The sequence below is a fragment of the Chitinophaga vietnamensis genome (genome assembly GCF_902167635.1).
GTDB classification, from domain to species: Bacteria; Bacteroidota; Bacteroidia; order Chitinophagales; family Chitinophagaceae; genus Chitinophaga; species Chitinophaga vietnamensis.
The window spans coordinates 464,381-481,125 of record NZ_CABHMS010000006.1 but is presented as its reverse complement, the minus strand read 5'-3'; the positions used below and the strand labels follow the sequence as shown (position 1 = coordinate 481,125).

Annotated in this window: 11 protein-coding genes; 8 read left to right on the top strand and 3 right to left on the bottom strand. The window is 49.8% G+C overall.

What is annotated here, in order from left to right; translation table 11 throughout:
* Window positions 1-23: 23 nt before the first annotated feature.
* The 4 genes from FPG75_RS18605 (at window position 24) to tamL (ending at window position 9,984) form a co-directional block, all read left to right on the top strand.
* Window positions 24-1,499, top strand: a complete 1,476-nt coding sequence (locus tag FPG75_RS18605) for a glutamate synthase subunit beta (protein ID WP_143308729.1) — start codon at window positions 24-26, stop codon at window positions 1,497-1,499.
* Window positions 1,500-1,678: 179 nt separating this feature from the next.
* Window positions 1,679-2,302, top strand: coding sequence for a hypothetical protein (locus tag FPG75_RS18600; RefSeq protein WP_143308727.1), 624 nt, complete (start codon window positions 1,679-1,681; stop codon window positions 2,300-2,302).
* Window positions 2,303-2,463: 161 nt separating this feature from the next.
* Complete coding sequence (locus tag FPG75_RS18595) at window positions 2,464-7,512, top strand: translocation/assembly module TamB domain-containing protein (RefSeq protein ID WP_143308725.1); 5,049 nt, start codon at window positions 2,464-2,466, stop codon at window positions 7,510-7,512.
* A gap of 15 nt (window positions 7,513-7,527) precedes the next feature.
* A complete protein-coding gene (gene tamL, locus FPG75_RS18590) occupies window positions 7,528-9,984 on the top strand; it encodes a translocation and assembly module lipoprotein TamL (protein ID WP_143308723.1) in 2,457 nt (818 codons plus the stop codon).
* Here tamL and FPG75_RS18585 read toward each other — a convergent pair whose 3' ends face one another.
* The gene (locus tag FPG75_RS18585; RefSeq protein WP_143308721.1) at window positions 9,985-11,721 is read right to left on the bottom strand and encodes a thiamine pyrophosphate-dependent enzyme; all 1,737 of its coding nucleotides are present in this window, start codon (window positions 11,719-11,721) and stop codon (window positions 9,985-9,987) included.
* A gap of 97 nt (window positions 11,722-11,818) precedes the next feature.
* Here FPG75_RS18585 and FPG75_RS18580 point away from each other — a divergent pair, with 97 nt between their 5' ends.
* Both FPG75_RS18580 and FPG75_RS18575 read left to right on the top strand, forming a co-directional pair.
* Window positions 11,819-12,316, top strand: coding sequence for a DUF2867 domain-containing protein (locus tag FPG75_RS18580; protein WP_143308719.1), 498 nt, complete (start codon window positions 11,819-11,821; stop codon window positions 12,314-12,316).
* A gap of 32 nt (window positions 12,317-12,348) precedes the next feature.
* Window positions 12,349-12,711 (top strand): septal ring lytic transglycosylase RlpA family protein, encoded by a 363-nt coding sequence (locus tag FPG75_RS18575; protein ID WP_143308717.1) that lies wholly within the window; start codon window positions 12,349-12,351, stop codon window positions 12,709-12,711.
* Here FPG75_RS18575 and FPG75_RS18570 read toward each other — a convergent pair whose 3' ends face one another.
* Window positions 12,712-13,266: a type 1 glutamine amidotransferase domain-containing protein gene (locus FPG75_RS18570; RefSeq protein ID WP_143308715.1), complete on the bottom strand. Its 555-nt coding sequence runs from the start codon at window positions 13,264-13,266 to the stop codon at window positions 12,712-12,714. It abuts the gene before it with no gap.
* A 222-nt stretch (window positions 13,267-13,488) separates the two neighbouring features.
* Here FPG75_RS18570 and FPG75_RS18565 point away from each other — a divergent pair, with 222 nt between their 5' ends.
* Both FPG75_RS18565 and corA read left to right on the top strand, forming a co-directional pair.
* Window positions 13,489-14,748 carry a DUF3472 domain-containing protein gene (locus FPG75_RS18565; RefSeq protein ID WP_143308713.1) on the top strand — a complete coding sequence of 420 codons (1,260 nt, stop codon included), beginning with the start codon at window positions 13,489-13,491 and terminating at the stop codon, window positions 14,746-14,748.
* A gap of 369 nt (window positions 14,749-15,117) precedes the next feature.
* The gene (corA, locus tag FPG75_RS18560) at window positions 15,118-16,224 is read left to right on the top strand and encodes a magnesium/cobalt transporter CorA (protein WP_143308711.1); all 1,107 of its coding nucleotides are present in this window, start codon (window positions 15,118-15,120) and stop codon (window positions 16,222-16,224) included.
* Here the strand turns inward: corA and FPG75_RS18555 are convergent, their stop codons facing one another.
* A complete protein-coding gene (locus FPG75_RS18555) occupies window positions 16,225-16,728 on the bottom strand; it encodes a DUF2480 family protein (protein WP_143308709.1) in 504 nt (167 codons plus the stop codon).
* Window positions 16,729-16,745 lie beyond the last annotated feature (17 nt).

The following is a 16,745-nucleotide window of genomic DNA, read 5'->3' as shown; positions in this document are numbered from 1 at the left end:
CAAAAATTCGAAAATAATCAGATATGGGTAAACCTACAGGATTCCTGGAATTTACACGCGAGCAGCCCGGGAAAGCGGATCCACGGGAGAGGGTAAAGCATTATAATGAATTTGTGGAGCGCTTCCCCGAGAAGAAGCTCAACCAGCAGGCCGCCCGCTGCATGAACTGCGGCGTGCCCTTCTGCCACAGCGGATGCCCGCTCGGCAACGTGATACCTGAATTTAATGATGCAGTATACCGCCAGGACTGGCAGGAAGCATACGATATCCTTACTTCCACCAATAACTTTCCTGAATTTACCGGACGTATCTGTCCGGCTCCATGCGAAAGCGCCTGTGTGCTGGGCATCAACCAGCCGCCGGTAGCGATCGAGGAAATTGAAAGGCACATTATAGAAATCGCTTTTGATAAAGGCCTGGTACAAGCAAAAGTGCCACGCGTGCGCACCGGCAAAAAGATAGCCGTTGTAGGCTCCGGCCCCGCGGGACTCGCAGCCGCCGCGCAGCTCAACTATGCCGGCCACCAGGTAACGGTATTCGAGCGCGACGACAAACCAGGAGGCCTGCTCCGTTATGGTATCCCGGATTTCAAACTGGAAAAATGGGTAGTAGAGCGCCGTATCAAAATAATGGAAGAAGAAGGAATCACCTTCCAGTGCAATGCCAACGTAGGCGTTGACGTTAGTACCAACGATCTCCTGAGAGAATACAATGCTATAGTGCTGGCCGGCGGCGCTACGATCCCCCGTGATCTGAATATCCCCGGTCGTGAACTGAAAGGCGTTCACTACGCCATGGATTTCCTGAAACAACAGAACAAACGCGTATCAGCGCTGCCCGTGTCTGGCAGCGATATCATGGCCACCGGCAAAAATGTGATCGTGATAGGCGGCGGCGATACCGGCTCCGACTGCGTAGGTACCAGCAACCGCCATGGTGCAGCCAGTGTTACACAATTGGAACTGTTGCCCAAACCGCCGTCAGAACGTACCGAATTCATGCCCTGGCCCTCTTACCCGATGATCCTCAAAACATCTTCTTCGCATGAAGAAGGCGCTGATCGTCAGTGGGCTATCGCAACAAAAGCATTTATTGGCGACGACAACGGAAACCTAAAAGCGCTCCGTCTCGTAAATCTTGAATGGACACTGGGCAATGATGGCCGGCCGGCCAGGTTTATCGAAGTGCCGGGATCAGAAAGAGATGTGCCTTGCGAACTGGCACTGCTGGCAATGGGTTTCCTACATCCGCAACACACAGGCATGCTCGAGCAGCTGGAAGTAGAACTCGACGAACGTGGCAATGTAAAAGCAACTGAAAAGAATTACCAGACCTCCATACCCAAAGTATTCGCAGCCGGCGATATGCGCCGCGGGCAATCGCTTGTGGTATGGGCCATCAGCGAAGGCCGCGAATGCGCCAGGAAAGTGGACGAATTCCTGATGGGCAGCTCACAACTGGAAAGTAAAGACCATTCGCTGCAAGCTATGGCCTTATAAAATATACTAATCAAAACTTTTCTCATAAGCAGGTTTAGATTTTGTTGTAACCTTCAGTCGGGCCGGGTTTTTACCCGGCCTTTTCTTTTAAAGACAGAAACCCCCGATCAGCAGAAACAATGCGACCATTCAGCTATTTGTACTGCTTTCAGCAGCGAAAGCGGATACTTTTGTTAGCTATGAAACAGCTGTTGTGCATCTGGGGATGGATATGGATGGCCCTGTCGCTGCAAGCACAGGAGCAAACCAGCGCCCCGCAGGATCTCGTCATTCATGCTAAAACGCTCAAAAAAGGCCTCTATAAAACATTCCGGGAATTTCAGACCAATAGCCCGTCTGAAGAAGGCGACCTCGTGATCAAAGAACGCAGCGCCGCCGCACAGATATATCTCCTCGCCAACCGCAACGAACTTGTTATCCGCGATGCATCCGGACAGGAACATAAAGTGAAAAATTACTGGGGCTTCTGCGATGGTAAGAATGTTTACATCAAAGACAATGGCCTGAACCGTATCACCGAAATGGGCTACTACTGCATCTATCAGCTCAAAGGCATTCAACCCTCCCGCGGATATTACAACTCCGCAGATATGACCGTCAACAATATCAACACACCGTATACACTAACGAAAGTGATCAATATCGTTACCGGTGATATCTACGAATTATCTGCCTATAATCTCAAAAAATATATTCTCCCGCAAGACAATACACTGTTGGAAGAATTTAGATCAGACCGGGAGAAAAAAGACGATCTGGAATATTATATCTTCCGTTTTAACGAACGAAACAAGCCACGGTAAAGCATCTTATCATCTGTCATCCTATATGCTCTCTCTTCTTCACACAGAAAAAAGTGTGTCCGTTACCGTATTTAATGTATCCTTGCAAATAATTGATACCCTAAACCTTAAGCGCGCTTTTGCGTTTTAATTCAGTAAATTACCAGTAGGAAAAAAACATAGTGACAGAACCAGCAGAAACCGGAAAAAAACACGGCCGCCCCTGGTGGAGATGGCTTTTATGGATATTAGTTGCGGTGCTCCTTTTGCCCGTAATGTTATTGCTATTGCTACAATTGAACGGTGTACAGAATTATCTCCGCCAACAAGGCGAATCCTATCTTCAGAAAAAATTAAATACACGCGTACAGATCGGATACCTCCGCGCAAGAGGATGGCAATACCTCGAACTGCGAAATGTTTTTGTAGCCGATACCACCAACCACGCCCTGTTTTATACCGGCTCTCTCAAAGTACATTATAACCTGTTCTCCCTTCTGGGTAATGAACTGAAGATCGATAAACTGGAATGGGATACCGCCCTGATAAACGTATACCGGCTTAACGACAGCACCTTCAACTATCAGTTCGCCGTTGATGCCTTCGTAACGCCCAAAGCCGCTCCGGACACGTTTCCCAAAGCCACCGGCACCACCTTGCAGTTTATCCTGAAAGATATTTCGCTGAAAAAATTCAGCGTCCGCTATGAGGATCTTCCCGGCGGAATGAATGCGGTGCTTACCTGGAATGAACTGCACCTCGATCCCGACGATCTGCTCGTGAACGATGGCGTGTATTCCTTCCGTGGCATCCGCCTCGATGGCCTCAAAGGTTTCTTCCGGCAAAATTATATTCCCAAGTCCACCAACGCAGCGCCACCGCCGCCCCCAGCAGATACCAACAGTGCAGCACTGCACCTGCTGCTGAAGAAACTCAGCATCACCAACAGCACCTTTCTCTATTCCGGCGATGGCATCGGCATCACCACCGCCTGGAAGATCGGCGAGCTGAAAGTGCTCAACAGCAGCCTCGATCAGGACTCTACCCGCATCCAGATCGGCGACCTCGCCATCAACAATACCGCCGGCATCGTAGCCATGCTACCCGGAAAAGATACCACGCCCGCCACACCGGATACTACGCCCAACACCTGGCAACTGTTTGCCACCCGCGTAGACCTGAACAAGCTGGCCCTTAGCTACGACAATGGCGGACCCGCGCCCAAAGCCGCCGGACCCGATCCAGATTATAAGCACCTGCTGCTTACCAACCTTAACTCGCATGTGGCCAATATCAGGTACCTGCCAGACAGCATCAGCGCCAGCATGAAAACATTTACCATGCGCGACTGGTCCGGCTTCACCATCCGCAAAGCCAATATGGACCTGGTGTTCACGCCGAAAAGCCTGTTGCTCAAAAACTTGCTGGTACAAACCAATAAAAGCATCCTCCGGAAAAATATAGCCGTTACCGTGCCCTCCTGGTCCGCCATCTCCAAAAACCTCGACCAGATGAACCTCGAAGGCAATCTCGACTCTATCCACGTGGCATTGGGCGAGTGGCTGGGCTTTGTGCCGGATGCAAGGAAAAATAAATATCTCGCGCCGCTGTGGGACAAACAACTAACGGCAACGGCTATATTCAAAGGCAGCCTCGCGCAACTTGGCATCAAAGAGCTGTATATCAACGACCAGCAAGGGAATGTGATCAAGGCAGATAACTCCGTGATCTCGCACGCCGCCGATCCCGGGAAATTCAATGCCGATATTCCTAATCTCTTCATACAATCAGGCAACAAAGCCCTGCGTGCCTGGCTGCCTCCAGGCGCCATGCCCGATACGCCCCGCCTGCCGGAAAACATGCTGATCACCGGCTCCTTCAATGGCGGCATGAAAAATATAACCACACAGCTGCAGCTGAAAAGCGACTATGCATCTGCCAACATAAATGCGAAACTCGTCAATATCACCGACAGCATTCATAGCAGCTATGACATCAGTATACCCTATTTCCGGGCGAATCCGGGTGTGCTGATGTATGATACCACCCTCGGCTGGGTTAGCGGCAGCCTGAAGGCTAACGGCCAGGGCTATACGATGAAAGGCATGGCCGCACAGGCCGCCGTGCAACTCTCCGAAGCTACCTATAACGGCTATACGTACAACGGCGTGAATGTGGACGCCAACATCAATAAAGGCGCATTTCGGGCAGCAGGCCAAAGTAGCGACAGCAGCCTCCATACCATATTCGATATCAGCGGAACGCTGGGCGATACTTCCCTCGAATCGTTGAAAGCCAATATAGATATTACCAAAGCAGACCTTTACGCTACCCATTGGTATACCGAGCCGCTCAGCGTGAGCGGCCTGCTCAATGCGGATTTCAGCAGTCTTGAACCACAGCGGATCGAAGGTTCCGCCTTGCTCACCAACTGGCAGATCGCCACCAAAGGGCATGTGGCGCCGCTGGATACCGTTTCACTGCTCGCTACCTACACCTATCAACAAATGTTGGAGCTGAAAAGCCCGCTCGGCCCTATCAACGCCTATGGCCATCTCGACTATACGAAAATAGGGGCCGCCCTCTCGCAGATCATCTCAAAACCGCTGCTGCCAAGAGATTCTGGTCGTATCATCGAACCGCCGCATGGCCAGCTGCTTACCTGGGACGCCTCTCTCATCTGGCCCCGCAGCCTGCAGCCACTGTTTCCGGCGCTCCGCGTAGATAAGCCACTGGTCATCACCGGAAGGCTTAATAGCGATAGCAGCCTGTTCGTCATGCAGGCATTTGCGCCGAAGCTGGCATACGATTCCCTGAAGATCGACAGCCTCGGCCTCTCTGCCCACATCCTCGACACCTCTCTGCAAGCGAACGTAGCGCTCGCCCATATGGCGCATCCTACTTTCCCGCTGCACCATACACAGGTATCTTCCCACGCCAACGCCGGCGTGGTCAACTTCGACCTGCTGCTGGATGATGCCAGCTACCGCGCCAAATATAAGCTGGGCGGTATGCTTACTTTCCTGCCCGCCAATGTAATGGAGCTTTCCCTCAAACCTGGGCTGCTGCTCAATAAACAGGAATGGGTAGTGGATCGTAACAATTTATTGCGAATGAAAAATGGTCTGCCCGATACCGCCAATATCCGGTTATCGCAAGGCAGCCAATCGCTGCAACTGGCCACCAAACCGGATTCCAGCACTACGCCCGCATTGCAGCTGAATGTGGCTAACTTTAAATTGTCCACCATCACCGGCCTGCTGGCTACAGACACACTGCTGGCCAACGGTAACCTCAATGCTGAAGCCACCGTCCGCAACTGGGATAAATCACCGCTGATCAATGCCACCCTGAAACTGGACAGTCTAACGGTGAAGAATACACTCATGGGCACGGTGGATGCCTCCGTGGAGAACACGCAGCCCAACCAGTATAGTCTCCAGGCCAGCCTTAGCGGCAATGAAAATGATCTGAAGATCAACGGTACTTATGATAGTACGATCAATGCCACCGTCAACATCAACCACCTGAACATGTCAGCCCTGGAACCCTTTACCATGGGCAACCTTACGCGGATGTACGGCAGCACAGACGGCAAGTTCACCATCAACGGCGATACCAAGACGCTGGAAATATTGGGTAACCTGCATTTCAACAATGCGGGCGGCACCATCAGCATGATAGGCGCAAATCTTCATCTCCCCGATGAAAATATTCTCATCGACGAAAAAGGCATCGCGATGAATAATGTGGTGATAGCTGATAGTCTGGGTAATGAGATGGTCGTGAATGGCCGTATCAACACGCCTGATTTCACTAAATATAATTTCAACCTGGATGTTAATGCCGACAATTTCATGGTGCTGGGCGCTCAACAGAATGAGGATCAGTGGATCTATGGACCTGCGTTCATCGATAGCAAGGTAAAGATCCGCGGCTCTATGGATATGCCAAGAATAGATGCCACCGTGAAGCTGCGTGATAAATCCAAAGTAACGCTAACCATCCCGCAAGAAGCGCCAGGACTGGCCGACAGGGAAGGAGTAGTGGAATTTGTAGATAAATCCCGTCCGGTAGATTCCGCACTCATTGCAAAAATGGACAGCCTGAAATATCAGAATCCAAAACTCAAAGGCATCAACTTCTCCGGCAACATGGAGATCACACCTGAGTCTTTGATTAAAATAATTATTGATAAACAGAATGGAGATTATGTAGAAGCAAAGGGTACGGCCAATATCAACGCCACCCTTGATGCCAGTAGCAAGATGAGCCTCACCGGCCGCTATGAGATCAACGAAGGAAAATACGAAATGTCGCTGAATCAGTTGATCAAAAGATCTTTTGATATCCAGAAAGGCAGTTACATTTCTTTCAATGGAGATGCCATGAATGCCGATCTGGACATCACCGCCAAATATACCGTGTACGCGCCCGCCATCGACCTTGTAAGCGATGGGCTGGCCGACGTCAACGACGCCAGTGTGCGCAACACTTACAAACAGCGTTTGCCTTTTGAAGTATACCTCATGATCAAAGGGAATATGATGAAACCGGATATCAGCTTCAGTCTTGACATGCCTGAAAAAGAACGCAATGTGCTGAAAGGCGCGCCATACAACAAGCTGAAACAACTGAACCAGGTCCCTTCTGAAGTAAACAAACAGGTAATGGGCTTATTGGTACTGGGCACATTCATCCCCGACGACCCTACCAGCACATTGGATAACAGTGCCGCTGGTGGCGTAGCCCAGGCCGCGCGTAACAGCGTGAGTAAAATCCTGTCGCAACAGCTGAACAATCTCGCTGGTAACCTCATCAAAGGTGTAGACCTCAACTTCGACCTGCAAAGCCAGCAGGATTATTCTACCGGCAGCGCACAGGAACAAACCAAGTTGAACATCGGCGCATCTAAAACATTGTTCAATGATCGTTTAACCGTTTCCGTTGGTTCCAACATCATGCTGGCCGGTAGCCAGCAGGCACAGAATGCCAGCTCGATCGTCGGTGATGTATCTATCGACTACAAACTCACGCGCGACGGGCGTTACAAGGTGCGCGTATACAGGAATAATAATCAATCAGTGATTGAAGGACAGATCGTAGAAAGCGGCGTAGCATTTATGTTGGTAATGGACTATGATGAGTTCAGAGAGATATTACAGCGGGCCAAACGCAGTACCAGCGCCACAAAATTGCGTGAATCAGATAAGAAAAAAAATAAAAAATAAACAGTTTCCGAACGGATGCAGCACAAAAACAGTCATATCATCGCTTCTTTCATCTGCCTGTTATACCTGGCGGTCAGCTCCTGCAGTACTACGCGTACCGTGCCGGAGAACGATCGCCTATATACAGGGAGCAGCATCAAGTGGAACGAAAAAAAGAAACCCAGAGATTATTCCTCGCTCACAGAAGGAATGGAAAAACGTATTCGACCCATGCCTAATAAAAAGTTTCTCGGCATGCCTATCAAATTGTGGTTATACAATATGGGCAAGGAACCTAGAGGCAAAGGATTGAATTATTTGCTCAGAAAAAAATGGGGTGAAGCGCCTGTGCTCATGAGCCAGGCCAAACCTGACTATACCGCCAATGTACTGAAAGAATACCTGTCGGATCATGGCTACTTCCAGTCAGATGTAGGCGCCAGCGTCAAATATTCCGGCAAGAAAAAAGCATCTATCCAATACACCGCTACGCCCAGTCTTCGCTATACCATCAGAAGTGTAACGTATGAAACAGACAGCAGTGCTATTGGCAAAACGATACTGCCCATGAAAGAAGAAAGCTCGCTGGAAGTAGGGGAGCCTTATTCTCTCGATTCTATCAAAGCCGAACGGGAACGTATACACGCTAATCTCAAAGAAATGGGTTACTATTACTTTACGCCGGATTATCTCATCGTGCAGGCCGACAGTAACCACAACGGCACCGTAGCTATGTATGTGAAGATCAAGGACAATACGCCAATAGCGGCACTGCGGCCCTACCGGATGCATGATATCACCCTGTTCCCGGATTATTCACTGGAAAACGATTCCGCTTCCGTACTGGGAACACCGGAACGCTACAAGAATGTATATATCGTAGATTCATCGAAGCGTTTCAAGCCGATCGTTTTTGAAAGATCGGTGTTCCTTCGTCCTGATAGCCTGTACCGTCAAAGCTCGCATAACATTACTTTACAAAGGCTGATCAACCTGGGCACATTCAAATTTGTGAAAGGACAGTTCAGGCCTGTAAGAGATACCGCTATACACAATATTGTGGGCGTTGGCTTGAACCAGGCGCCGGTATCGCTTACAAGGGACTCCGCATCACGCGCCCGCCGCGACAGCGCCGCGCGTTACGGCAACTACCGCAATATGGTCAACAACAGTTTGCGGTTAGATAGCGGCTGGCTCGATGCCAAATTTTATCTCACCCCTTATCCGCGCCGTTCGCTGCAAGCCGAGCTGAGAGGCACTTCCAAGTCGAATGGATTTGTGGGTTCGCAGGTAAAGATCACCGCCAAGAATCGCAACTGGCTGCATTCCGCCAACCTGTTGGAGATATCGCTCACGGGCGGTCTGGAATGGCAAACAGGCGCTAAAAGCAGCGGTGGGTCTAATTCCTATGTGCTGGGAGGCGAGGTGGCGGTTACCATCCCGCGCTTCTTTACGCCCATCAAAGGTATCAATATCAGAACGCCCTATGTGCCGCGTACGCGCATCAGCGTGGGATATGATCTCTACAGCCGCGCAGGGTTGTATAACCTCAACGCCTATACGGTGCAGTTGCAATACTTGTGGCAACATAACCAGTACCTGAGCCATATCCTTTCACCGATAGCCGTTTCTTATGTGCTGCCCACAAAGACTACCGCGGCATACGACAGCATTCTGAAACACGACCCCGGCCAGCGCGCCGCAATCTCTAAACAATTTATTTTAGGTGGTAACTATACGATCACCTACAATAACCAGGCGCCTAACCGCGTGCATTCTTTCTATCTCAGCGGCAACCTCGATGTATCCGGTAATCTCGCCGGTCTGATCATCCCCAAGCAGGGAGACAGCACACGCAATATTCTTAAAAATCCTTTTGCGCAATATGAGCGTCTTTCTCTCGAAGGCCGCCACTACTGGGCGATTGGCAAGGGCAAACAATGGATCAACCGCCTGTTTGTTGGCTATGGTCTTCCTTATGGTAATAGTACGTATGGCGCATCGCGGTCATTGCCTTTCGTGAAGCAGTTCTTTACCGGCGGTAGCAGCAGTATCCGCGCATTCCGGGCGCGTACGCTGGGGCCGGGCACCTACCACAACCCCGCGCTGGATACATCTTCCAGGCTGCTGGCCAACGAAGCCGGCGATATCAAACTGGAATTTAACTCCGAGCTGCGCGTGCATGTAGCCAGCGTTTTCAATGTGGCCGCATTTGTGGATGCCGGCAATATCTGGCTGCAAAAGTCTGATACCAGCCAGCCCGGCGGGCAATTCAAATTCGGCTCTTTCTATAAAGAGATCGCAGTAGGCGCTGGCCTGGGCTTACGTATAGATGCCTCTATCGTAGTGGTACGACTGGATCTCGCGTTCCCGCTGCGCATTCCCTATCTGCCCGAAAAGGAGCGATGGGTAATTGATAAGATCGCCTTCGGCGATCCTGAATGGAGAAAGAAAAACCTGATACTGAATATCGCGATCGGATATCCGTTCTAGTTATAGTACATCTTTCAGATGTTTGTAGTTAGATTTCACAGCATCAAATACTTCATCATAACGGCCACTGAGGATCAATTTACTCATCCAGAGGGCATATCCTTTCATTTGCGAAAATTCTATTTTCGGTGGCATCGCAAGAGAATCAGGATTGGTGAAAACGCTTACCAGCACTGGCCCGGCGGTCTTTGCAGCATTTGATAGCACTGTTTCTACCTCTTCCGGATTTTTCACGGTAAAGGCGGTGAAGCCCATCGCCTGCGCCACGGCGGCAAAGTCGGGGTTCACCATATCTGTTTGCCAGTCGGGGATGCCGGCTACTTCCATTTCCAGCTTCACCATGCCCAATGCGCGATTGTTGAAAACGATCACTTTTACGGGAAGTTTATATTGCTGTATGGTCATAAGATCTCCGAGTGTCATCGTCAAACCGCCATCACCGCAGAGGGCAAACACTTCCCGGCCGGGTTGCGCCAAAGCCGCGCCGATGGCCTGCGGCAGGGCATTGGCCATAGAGCCATGATTGAAAGAACCCAACAAAGTGCGCTTACCGGTACTCTCCAGGTAGCGGGCGGTCCATACGTTGGTCATGCCTGTATCTACCGTAAAAATGGCGTCGGTGGCGGCCAAACGGCTGATCGTTGTCGCCACAAATTCCGGGCTCACGGCGGCTTCTTTACCTTTGTCTTCTACATAGGTCTGTAATTTCTTTCGTATCTCTCGGTAAAATTCGAGCATGGAATCAAGAAAATCGCGGTCTGTTTTTTCTTTCAGCAAAGGCAGCAGGGCTTTTAGCGTGTCCTGGATGTCGCCACAGAGGCCCATTTCAAGGTTCGCACGGCGACCTAGTCGTTCAGGTTGCAAGTCTATCTGTATAATGCGGGAGTGCTCCGGGATAAACGGCGTGTACGGAAAATCTGTTCCTAACAATAACAACACATCTGCTTCATGCATGCTTTTATAGGCAGATGCCAGGCCCAGTAAGCCGGTCATGCCCACTTCATTAGGATTATGATGCTGGATGCCCATTTTCGCGCGGAAAGAATAGGAGACAGGGGCCTTCAGGAGAGAAGATAACGCGACCACTTCATCATGTGCGGCAGCAGCGCCAAGGCCGCAATAGATGGCTACTCTGCCCGGCGCTTGTAATATTGCAGCAAGCTGCTGCAACTCTTCGTCAGACGGTCGTATCACGGGATTAGGCCGGTACACCCGCATAGCGGTAGGTATCTCCACGGCAGTGGCGGCGGCTACATCGCCCGGCAATCCGATCACAGCTACGCCACGTTTGTGTACCGCATGCTGCAACGCAGCCTGCATCATACGCGGCGCCTGTTCCGGCGTAGCGGCCAACTGGTTATAATGGCTGCAATCATCAAACAGTTTGATGATATTCGTTTCCTGGAAGTAACCACTGCCAAATTCATTGGTGGCACAAGTGGATGCAATGGCCAGCACCGGCGCGCCGGAACGATGCGCATCGTAAAGACCATTCACCAGGTGCACATGCCCCGGGCCACTGCTGCCAGCACAACAGCCAATGCCCAACAGCTGGGCATCTGCGCCGGCGGCATAAGCGCCGGCCTCTTCATGTCGTACATGTATCCACTGTATACGCCCGTCGCGGCGCACAGCATCGTTAACATGATTTAAACTATCTCCCGTAACGGCGTAGATACGTTTCACGCCTGCATCTGCAAGCATCGATACAAGCTGGTCAGCAACTGATTTCCCCATAAAATATCTTTTTTGAAAATTGTAGGTATGATCAATAAAACCATTTTTTCTTATACATTGTTCACCTACCTTTGCGCTGCGGCCAGCTACATTTTTTATGAAGATCATGAAAACCTCTTTGCCAGCAGATTCACTGCTGTGGCAACAATTGCCGGCTATCCATTACAAAGACGCCTATACCGGGCCGCTGCCGCATCCCACCAATCTCCTCGCTATCACGCAGGCCTTTGTTTTTTCTGCTCCTCGTTGGGTGGAACATCTCTTACATTTCCGTGATGCCATTGTAAAATGGTTTGGATTGAAAACAGACAAACAAGGAACCGCACGGTTAACACTCACGCCAGGCGAACAGGCCGGTATCTTTACCGTTATCACTAAAAATGATCACGAGCTGATCATGGGCACGGACGATAAGCACCTGGATTTCAGGGTATCGCTTTATCTCCGGCAGCACGCGCTGGTCTGTTCCACCATTGTATATTTCAATAATCGCTGGGGCAGATTTTACTTTTTCTTTGTAAAGCCGTTCCATCGACTGATAGTACCCGTGATGGTGAAAAGTGCGCTCATGCACCTGAAAGCCTCGGAAAATTAGTTTATTTTTATGCTACACCTAAACCGCACCGCATGAGGAATCTGCTGACCCCTTCTCTGGCCTTGCTATTGCTTTGCAGCGCCTGTAGCAAAAAGATCACGCAAACGGGAAAGGCTTCTTTCTATGGCGATTCCTTCGACGGAAAGAAAACCGCCAGCGGTGAAATTTTCCACCAGAATAGTATGACTGCTGCCCACCCCAGCCTGCCTTTCGGCACAAAAATACGGGTCACCAACATCGCCAACGGACGTAGCGTAAAGTTGAAAGTCAATGACCGCGGCCCCTTCACCAAAGGACGCATCATCGACGTTTCCCGCAAAGCCGCCGGCAAGCTGGGTATGATCAGCACAGGTACGGCCACTGTGGAAGTGACCTACAAGAAGAGAAAACATTGATCAGAGTGCATGTGCGCCCTCGGCGATCTCTTCCACCATCTTCTTACAGAAAGCCGGCAGGTCTTTTGGTGTTCTGCTGGTAACAAGTCCGTTATCAGTTACCACTTCCTCATCCAGCCACATCGCACCGGCATTTTCGAGATCTGTTTTCAGCGAGGGATAAGAGGTGACCCTGCGTCCATCCAGTTCACCGGTTTCAATCATCGTCCACGGGCCATGACAAATAGCGGCAATCGGCTTGCTGTCGTCGAAGAAGCCGGTTACAAAGTTTACCGCATCCTGATTGATGCGCAACTGATCGGGGTTCAACACGCCGCCCGGCAATACCAGTGCATCATAATCCTGTGCCTTTACCTCGCTCAATTGCTTGTTTACCGGGTATTCCTTGCCCCATTCTTTTTCTGCCCAGGCGCGTACGACTTCTTTTTCCGGAGATACAATATCCACCTCTGCTCCGGCATTTTTCAGCGCTTCCAGTGGCTGCGTAAGTTCTACTTCTTCGAAGCCATTTGCCACCAGTATAGCGACTTTCTTGTTATCAAGTTGATTTGCCATAATTAATTTATTTTTTTTGATGAGTAAATAAAAAGGCCGGATCAAAAACGGTTCCCATAAGCAAATATGCCATGGCAGAGCGTTTCAGACAGTCTTCATAAGGCTGTGCTGTATATATTTTTGCCCATTTCGTGCCATTTCTCACGCGTGTGTCAATTTTGATGAATAAAATTGCTTTTAGAAAACGTTCCTGCTTTATTTGTTGGCAATCAAAACAGGACAATGAAAAATATCCCGCTCATTACGGCTCTGCTGGCGTTTAGCCTTGCAGCACATCACGCCACGGCTCAGGCGCCTGCCGCCGAGCTTCCCGGCTTCACCGCCTATGCGGACCCCAGGGAAGAAAAAGTAGATATCGACTACCAACAAGGTGTCATTCACTGGACAGATAACGCCAATACAATAAACTTTTATTTTCATGCCGCCAGCACCGGACCGCTGAAAGTAGCACTGATAGCCAAATCAGATGCAGGCAGCAAAGTAGATGTGAGTATAAACGGAACAGACAAAACAGTTATCATTCCTAACAATCAGGACTATACGAAAATTCCGGTATTGCAAACCAATATCAAAAAGCCAGGCTTTTATTGCATTACATTGAAAGGAGTGGAGAAGCAGGGAGAAATATATGCAGATGTAAAAGCGGTAACGCTCGAAGGCGCCGCAGTGAAAGATATCCAGTTCAACCCGAAACCCTGGCGCCGCGCGGCTTCTGTGCACCTCAACTATCCGGTGCCGGAAGGCAAAAATGTAGAGTGGTTCTATGGCGAAATAAAAGTGCCGGAAGGAGAAGACAAGATCGGTACTTACTTCATGTCTTGCGGCTTCCACCGCGGATACTTTGGTATGCAGGTTAATTCTCCTACTGAAAGAAGGGTGATCTTTTCTGTATGGGATGCCGGTGGCGAACCACAGGAGCGCAGCAAGGTGAAATATGAAGACCAGGTAGTCATGCTCGCCAAAGGCGATAGCGTTTATGCCAGTGGGTTTGGTGGCGAAGGCACCGGCGGGCATAGCCACTGGATCTACAACTGGAAAGCCGGCGAAACCTATCGCTTCCTGATGCACAGCGTTCCGCAAGGCGCCACTACCACTTACACCGCTTATTTCTACGTGCCGGAGCACCATGAGTGGAAGCTCATCGCCAGCTTCCGCGCGCCGAAAGACGGAAAATATATGGGGCATCTCTACTCATTCCTCGAAAACTTTTCCTTTGAAAATGGCCACCTGGGCCGCAAGGGCTATTATGGCAACCACTGGATCAAAACCAATACCGGCGAATGGATAGAGCTCACTAAAGCCAGGTTCACCAACGACGCCACCGCCAAAGCCAAGGATCGTATCGACTATGGCGGCGGCTATGAAAACGGCTGGTTCTATCTCTGGAACAGCGGCTTCAAACCCGCCAATGCACAATACGGCGATATCTTTGAACGCCCCGCCAAGGGCCAACACCCGGAAATTGATCTTCCGAAATTCTGATAAACTAAGCCCTCTCATTGAATGAGAGGGCTTTTATTTAATTTATATCTTCACTTAGTCTATAGGATTGATATGACGAATTTACATTTTAAGAGCTCGCCTCTTTCTTGAAAAAAACCGGGCATTTTTCGCCCGGTTCACATAGTCCAATAGAATCAGGGAGAACAGCTAACGTTAACGGCTATATGAATGCTTCAGGAGCAGCCTCCTGCGGGGGTGGGGGTTTGCAAACAATCAAAATACATTCTACAGCATAGGTTAAAGGTCAATGTAAAATTACCCGGCGGGGATTAAGTAATAGTTAAGCGAAATTTATTTTAATTTAAATTCGGGACAGATTTAAGGACAGCTAGCAAAACCCAAACGGTCATGTCTCCGAAGAAAATATTGCCCATCCCGGGAGTACTGGAAGCGCTCAACCCTTTCAAGGTAAAGAAGCAGCGCATCATGAATTTCAATCCGGCCATCAGTGTCACTACCCGCAAAACTGCGGCAGTAGCGAAAATCAACGTATTCGATTATGATGCGAACGAATGCACAGAGAGCATGCTTTCCAGCGCGGAAGAAACATTTCCCTATGCAGAATCACCCCGCATCAGCTGGATCAATATCGACGGGCTGAATAAAGATGAGGTCCATAAGATTTGTGAACGGTTCAATATCCACCCACTACTGGAAGAAGATATCCTCAGCATCGGCCAGCGCGCCAAAATGGACGAAATCGGCGAATGTCTCTTTTGCCTGCTGCCCATGATGTACTTCAATTGCGAAACTTCAACAGTAGAGCAGGAGCAGGTCAGCATCGTGCTCGGAAAGAATTTTGTGATCTCCTTCCAAGAAGATCCAAGCCGTGATGTGTTTGATCCAATCCGCGACAAACTCCGGATCAATACTTCCCGCATTCGCTCTGGCGGCGCCGATTATCTCTGCTACTCCCTGCTGGATATCATTGTAGATAATTATTTCGTGGTGTTGGATAAACTGGGAGAAAGAATTGAATTGATGGAAGATATGGTGCAGCATCAGCCCAACACCCGCACTCTCGCGAGGATCAATTTCCTCCGCCGCGAAGTGCTGCTCTTCAAACGCGCCATAGCACCCGTGCGCGAGCTCCTCAACGGTATCCTCAAAAGTGAAAGCGATCTGCTGGAAGACAGGGTTACCAAGTATTTCAAGGATGTGCATGATCACATCATCCAGTGCAACGATCTCGCCGATAACTATCGCGATATGGTGCTCAACTTGCAGGAAATGTATCACACCCAGCTCAATCTCAAACTAAACGAGATCATGAAAGTGCTGGCCGTGGTAACTACGCTCATGGCCCCGCTCACGCTCATCGCCGGCATCTATGGTATGAATTTCAAGAACATGCCTGAGCTGGAAGTGCCCAACGGATATTTTATTACCCTCGGCTCAATGGCCGTTATCCTGATTATTATGATCTGGGTATTCCGGAAACGCGGCTGGTTCTGATTATTTTTTCTTGTAGATAGGAACAGTTGAACAAGGTTCGCCGTACATAATACTTTTCGCTACAGGACGCAAAAGCCGGGTCACCTCAGCATAGGCCACTTCTCCCACACGTTTGTCGCCACAGCCTTTTATCACGATCCTTTTGTCCGCAAAGGCCGCTACATCCAGTTTGGCGAGGTTACGCAGATAAAGGGTTTTATACATAAATTCTGCATCGCCAAAAGCGGCATAAGCCGCCACAGGCTCCAGGTAGGTCATTACCAGCATATATGCCCATAAAGGAATAACAGTATCCACACTACAGATCAGGCCCACATTCTTGCCGCGGTATTGCTCCCAGTCTACCAACTGCAAAGCACTGCGGAAATCTTTCTCCTTGAGGATCATTTGCATAAAGAGATAATCCTTCAGGTCAAAGATCACGATCTCTCCTTCCGGGTAAAACTGCTCCAGGTCTATTGTTTCCAGGCCGCTCTGTGCCACTTTATTGATGATCTCTTCCATATTATCCACATTTAGAC

What these genes read in the sequence shown, in the direction of transcription:
- FPG75_RS18605 (WP_143308729.1), top strand. Translation starts at nt 24, where the DNA reads ATGGGTAAACCTACAGGATTCCTGGAATTTACACGCGAGCAGCCCGGG.
- tamL (WP_143308723.1), top strand. Translation starts at nt 7,528, where the DNA reads ATGCAGCACAAAAACAGTCATATCATCGCTTCTTTCATCTGCCTGTTA.
- FPG75_RS18565 (WP_143308713.1), top strand. Translation starts at nt 13,489, where the DNA reads ATGAAAAATATCCCGCTCATTACGGCTCTGCTGGCGTTTAGCCTTGCA.
- FPG75_RS18585 (WP_143308721.1), bottom strand. Translation starts at nt 11,721, where the DNA reads ATGGGGAAATCAGTTGCTGACCAGCTTGTATCGATGCTTGCAGATGCA.
- FPG75_RS18580 (WP_143308719.1), top strand. Translation starts at nt 11,819, where the DNA reads ATGAAGATCATGAAAACCTCTTTGCCAGCAGATTCACTGCTGTGGCAA.
- FPG75_RS18575 (WP_143308717.1), top strand. Translation starts at nt 12,349, where the DNA reads ATGAGGAATCTGCTGACCCCTTCTCTGGCCTTGCTATTGCTTTGCAGC.
- FPG75_RS18570 (WP_143308715.1), bottom strand. Translation starts at nt 13,266, where the DNA reads ATGGCAAATCAACTTGATAACAAGAAAGTCGCTATACTGGTGGCAAAT.
- FPG75_RS18555 (WP_143308709.1), bottom strand. Translation starts at nt 16,728, where the DNA reads ATGGAAGAGATCATCAATAAAGTGGCACAGAGCGGCCTGGAAACAATA.
- FPG75_RS18600 (WP_143308727.1), top strand. Translation starts at nt 1,679, where the DNA reads ATGAAACAGCTGTTGTGCATCTGGGGATGGATATGGATGGCCCTGTCG.
- corA (WP_143308711.1), top strand. Translation starts at nt 15,118, where the DNA reads ATGTCTCCGAAGAAAATATTGCCCATCCCGGGAGTACTGGAAGCGCTC.